Here is a 5,190-nt window from a genome sequence, read left to right on the forward strand (position 1 = left end):
ATGCTGGCCAAGACGTTGCGCCGGCTAACGGCGCGGCCGGATGGCGAAACGCCGATTTTCCTGATTGCCTCGGAGCGGCACGCCGACCGCGTCCACGCCGATCTCGCCGGCCTCGACCTTTCCGGTGGCGGCCCCTTGTTCGAGCCGACCGGCCGCAACACTGCCGCCGCCGTTGCCTTGGCGACCCTGCGCACCTTGTCCGAATATGGCGACAGCCTGGTGCTGGTGGTGCCGTCCGATCATGAGATCACGACTGCACGGCAATTCTGGCAGAGCGTGGAAAACGGCACCGGCGCGGCGCGTGCGGGCCGGCTGGTGGTATTCGGCATCAAGCCTGGCCACCCCGAGACCGGTTACGGCTATATCGAGATCGCCGGCGAGAGGGATGGCATCTGCGATGTCTCGCGTTTTGTCGAGAAACCGGACCTCGCGACCGCGCAGAATTACCTGGCTGCAGGTAATTTCTACTGGAACACCGGCATCTTCCTGTTTCGCGCCAGCGCCATGCGCGACGCCTTCGCGGCTTTCGAGCCGGAGATATGGCAGGCCACCGAGATTGCCTACGAGGCCGCGACATCAGATCTTTCCGGTCTGTATATGCCTCTGGAGCTCTACGCCGCCATTCCCTCGACGTCGATCGACTATGCGATCATGGAGCGCGCCAGCCACATCGCCATGGTGCCGGCCGGCTTCCGCTGGAACGATCTCGGTTCCTGGCAGTCGTTGCTCGATGTTGGCCCGTCCGACAATGACGGCAATGTCATCGTCGGCGATGTCGTCGCCATCGACTGCGAGAACTCCTACATCCGCAGCGACAGTCGCTTGCTCTCGGCCATCGGCTTGAAGGACGTTGCCGTCGTCTCGACCGCCGATGCCACCTTCGTCGCCCCGGTCAGCCGCAGCCAGAACGTCAAGAAGATCGTCGAGCAGCTCGAAAAGAGCGGTCGGCTGGAAACCAGGTTCACGCCCGCCGCCGACCGCGTGATCGAAAGCGGCGCCTGGCGCCGCCGTGTGCACCACTGGCTGTTTGAAGAGACGGTGCCGCTGTGGTCCACGGTCGGGGTCGATGAGCGCCATGGCGGTTTCCACGAGGCGCTCGGCTTTGACGCCACACCGCTGATGAAGCCCAAGCGCATGCGCACCATGGCCAGGCAAGTCTACGCCTTCGCTGTCGCCAAGGCGCGCGGCTGGGACGGGCCTGCCGACCGGTTGATAAGCCACGGCCTCGAATTCATGGCCAGAAACGGCCGCACCGACAATGGCGGCTGGGTGCGCACGCTCAATGTCAACGGCACGGTCGCCGACGCCGCCGAGGATGCCTATGATCATTCCTGCGTGCTCCTGGCGCTGGCGCATGCTCATATGGTCGGCAATCCTGATGCATTACGGCTTGCCGAAGAAACGTTTTCGTTTCTCGACGAGCATCTCGAGGATCACCGCATGACCGGCTTTCTCGAAACGTCGAGCGGCGCGGGCGACCGGCGTTCCAACCCGCATATGCATCTGCTCGAGGCTTTTCTGGCCTGGCATCAAGCGACCGGCGAGCTCGCCTATCTTCGCCGCGCCGCGCGCATCGTCGATCTGTTTCGCAGCCACTTCTTCGATCCGGAAAGCTGGACGCTGGGCGAATATTTCGATGCCGAGTGGAGACCGGCGGAGGGCGAGAAGGGTACATGGACGGAACCCGGCCACCATTTCGAATGGGCCTCGCTGCTGGTCGACTTTGCCGGGCGCAGCGGCCAGAGTGAACTGACCGGCTTTGCCAGAAAGCTCTATGCCTCAGCCATCGCCAACGGCCTCAATCGCGCCACTGGCCTTGCCTATGGTGCCGTCTCGCGGCAAGGTCTGCCGCTCGACCGTGTCTCACGCAGTTGGCCACAGGCGGAAGCGATCAAGGCGGCGATTGCGCTGGACGGTTCAGGCGGACCTGACCTCAAGCCCGAGATCGAAGCGCGTGTCGGTCGCCTGTTCCGTTGGCACATCGACCCGGCACCGCTTGGCCTGTGGATAGACCGGATCGACGAACGTGGCCGCTCGCTGGCGACCGATGTGCCGGCAAGTATCTTTTACCATCTGGTCTGTGCGCTGACCCAGTATCTCGACGGCACCATCGGCAAATCTCGATAGAGCGGCTGGCAGAATAGGAAGTCTCTTCGATTGAAATCGGTCTGTTGTCTTTCGAGCCAAACATCGGTTTTTTGGGCCCATCAGCCGCTATCGATGCGACCAAACAAACGGTGTGGTTGCGCGGGCGTTTCCGTTGGCGATAGAGATGCGTACTTGGCCATCGCGGAGTAGGATATTGTCGCTCAAGAATATAGGCTTGCTTGCATTTGTTGCCTTGGCGTTTGCGGTTGGCTTCTTTGTCATTATCGTGGAAAAAGGGACGCCTGTTCGTCCGCAACCCCCAAAGCGACAAGCGGCACTTGAGCCGTTTGAGGGCAAGCTTTTCGTCCAGGCGGTCGATGATCTTCGCGTCGCCGGCCGCAAGATTATGCTGTGCGGCGTGGCGTTTACCAAGCCAGGATCCATGCGTGCCATGGTAACGGAGGCAGCGCGCCGGGATTACCAAGGGCTCGCTCTGACCTGCAAGCCGGTCGGCACGGGGACACCTTGCGACGGCAATGTCGCCTCAAAGTTTGGTGATGCCATCGTTGTGCAGTGCCTCACGTCCGATGGCATGGATTTAGCGGCGAAACTTGCCGAGAATGGCATCTTGTGCGGACAGCCAGCGCAGGCCGGTTCGACCTACAAATCTTGCCTATCAGGTTCGTAGCTCACGGCTCGCCAGCTGCCTGTCATAAAACGAAAGACAGAATGTGCGATAACGCCCCACGTAAAACAGAGTTGGCCACAATCCCTGTACCAAGCATCGGCGTGATGGCGGCCATCAAAGGCCGCGAAATAAACTTGCCTTTCCTACAATTTCCAGCGGGGGCGGCGCGAAAATGGAAGATTCAAATCTGCCAAGTGAGTGTGTCCAATGAAACACAGCGGAAACCAAAAAGTCATTTCGCAAATGCGAAACAGGTTGGAATCAAAGCAGAAAGCTGTTAGGCGCTTACTCAATACCTTAGTGCTTGGGCGGGGCCGAGGTACGGCGGGAAAAAAGGATCGAAACGAATGAACCTTACTGTAAAAATTGCGTTGGCCGGATTTGTCGCCTCGATCGGCTTCGGCCCGGTTTCGTCTTTCGCTCAGGACACGTCATGCACCTGTACGACACCCTATCAGGCAGCGGCGAATTCGATTGGTTCCATCGGGCACGCCAATGGCGACGTAATGGTTTCGCAAGCCGCTGGCTATGCCCCGGCCAAGTCGGGAAATGCTCTGGATTTCGGCAGCCGCGTAGTGGTCGGTGCCAGGGGATCGGCTTCCGTCAATGTCGGTGGCTGCAACCTGGATGTGCCTGCGAACTCAAGCCTCGACATTTCTCGTATCGAGAACAATATCTGCCTGAAAGTTGTCGGCTCCGAGCAGACGGCTGCCGCCGTTAGCTCCGAGCATACGGGTCAGATTCCCCCGGGTGGCAACCAGTCCAACCAGTCCAACACCCCGCTCTATATTTTTGGGGGCATGGCTGGTGCGGCCGGTATTCTTGCCGCAACGCAGGATGATGGCGACGGCAACGGCGGCGTTAGCCCTTAGGCTCAGTAGATGACATAGCAGAGGCGGGTGACTGCCTCTGCGAATTCTGTCGCCGGTGCCTCTGTGCCTTAGCTTTGGCGCGCTGGCTGGAGCCGGAGATGTTGATGGGATTCATTAACAATACCGCTTTATTCCTTGAGTTGAAACTGAATGCGCTTCGTGCTGGGCGAGTTCGTCTCGCGCCGCTGGGTGGTGCTGTGACAGGTGGCGCGGCAGTGCTGGTTATCAGCTTGCAGAATGACGACAGCGCTGTCGGCGAATAGCTTGGATCTGGCATCTACTGCATTGCATGAGCTTGATAGATGCGTCATTCGCTATCGTGCGGGTGGCGCATTTGCCTATTATCGGGGAGAAGTCGTCACGTTGCTTCAGTGCGGCCACAAACGCCAATGATCGACCTGCATTCCCACATCTTGCCCGGTCTTGATGACGGCTCGCCCAGTCTTGCTGAATCGCTGGAAATGGCGCGGCTGGCGGTGGCAGATGGAACGACGCATATGGCGTGTACGCCGCATATCGTGCCGGGCATGTACGAAAACGGATCAGCAAATATTGCCCGAGCAGTTCAAGGTTTGGAGCAGGCGCTACGCCGCGCGGCAATCCCGCTTGCTCTTTACGTTGGGGCCGACGTGCATATAGCGCCGGATCTTCCGGAGCAATTGGCGCAAGGTAGCGTGCCGACCTTGAACAGATCTCGTTATTTTCTCTTCGAACCGCCGCATCACGTTTTACCCCCAAGACTGGAGGAGCTTGCTCTGCGCCTCATAAACGCCGGGTTCATTCCGATTCTTACCCATCCTGAGCGGTTAACCTGGATCAAGGCAAATTACGACGTTGTCGAGAGGTTGAATGCGATCGGCTGCCTTGTTCAGCTTACCGCAGACTCGATTGTTGGTGCTTTTGGGCGCACGGCGCTTTACTATTCGGAAAAGCTGATTGACGAGGGCAGGGTAGATATTATCGCATCGGACACCCATGGCGCCACCCGTCGGCCGCCAGGGCTTTCGCAGGCAGTCGCCGTTGCCGCGAAGCGATGTGGGGAAGATGAGGCCCGCAATATGGTGTTGAAACGTCCAGGCGAAATATTGGCGAACCGGCCTCTCGAGCCGGTTGGAAAGGCACGCTCGAAGAAGCCTGGCCCCGGCAACGTTGGTCGCTTTGCAGGATTGGGTCGTTTGTTGAAGGGCGGGACCGCGTGATGGACGTTTTTCATTTCGCAAAAAGCTATACGGGCACGATATGTGTCTTGCTCGGTTCACTCGCAATATCTGCCTGCACCAGCACCTCGTCGACGACATCGTCTTCGCCGACTTCGGTCGATGCGCTGCAACTGACGTCATCGTCGGCGCCGCTCTCGGGCGGCGGCGCCCTGCAGGTCGTAAAGGAACTGCCTGCGCCGCAAAATACCCAGAACGGCAATGAGCAGCCTTTGTCGCCGAACGATGTGCTCGAGGTGAATGTGTTCCAGGTCGACAATCTGAACAGAATCGTTCAAGTCGATGCCGGCGGGCAGATTTCGCTTCCCCTTATCGGGACCGTCAC

At 59.4% G+C, this 5,190-nt stretch carries 6 protein-coding genes; all 6 read left to right on the forward strand.

Annotation, left to right across the window (positions count from 1 at the left end; translation table 11 throughout):
- The coding region (locus EOA85_RS26955) for an AGE family epimerase/isomerase (protein ID WP_127211794.1) at positions 1–2,127 on the forward strand (2,127 nt) is incomplete at its 5' end.
- 175 nt (positions 2,128–2,302) lie between these two features.
- On the forward strand, positions 2,303–2,776 hold the full coding sequence (locus EOA85_RS26960; protein ID WP_127211795.1) for a hypothetical protein: 474 nt from the start codon (positions 2,303–2,305) through the stop codon (positions 2,774–2,776).
- Positions 2,777–3,147: 371 nt separating this feature from the next.
- A complete protein-coding gene (locus EOA85_RS26970; protein WP_245486034.1) occupies positions 3,148–3,648 on the forward strand; it encodes a hypothetical protein in 501 nt (166 codons plus the stop codon).
- Between the two features lie 98 nt (positions 3,649–3,746).
- Positions 3,747–3,911 carry a hypothetical protein gene (locus tag EOA85_RS37740; RefSeq protein WP_164759904.1) on the forward strand — a complete coding sequence of 55 codons (165 nt, stop codon included), beginning with the start codon at positions 3,747–3,749 and terminating at the stop codon, positions 3,909–3,911.
- 126 nt (positions 3,912–4,037) lie between these two features.
- Positions 4,038–4,847, forward strand: a complete 810-nt coding sequence (locus tag EOA85_RS26975; protein ID WP_127211798.1) for a CpsB/CapC family capsule biosynthesis tyrosine phosphatase — start codon at positions 4,038–4,040, stop codon at positions 4,845–4,847.
- A 47-nt stretch (positions 4,848–4,894) separates the two neighbouring features.
- Positions 4,895–5,190 (forward strand): polysaccharide biosynthesis/export family protein (locus EOA85_RS26980; protein WP_245486036.1); only part of this gene is annotated, 296 nt, incomplete at its 3' end.

Source organism: Mesorhizobium sp. M5C.F.Ca.IN.020.29.1.1, assembly GCF_003997375.1.
GTDB classification, from domain to species: Bacteria; Pseudomonadota; Alphaproteobacteria; order Rhizobiales; family Rhizobiaceae; genus Mesorhizobium; species Mesorhizobium wenxiniae.

Coding starts and splice junctions, on each gene's coding strand:
- EOA85_RS37740 (WP_164759904.1), top strand. CDS start 3,747: ATGTTGATGGGATTCATTAACAATACCGCTTTATTCCTTGAGTTGAAA.
- EOA85_RS26975 (WP_127211798.1), top strand. CDS start 4,038: ATGATCGACCTGCATTCCCACATCTTGCCCGGTCTTGATGACGGCTCG.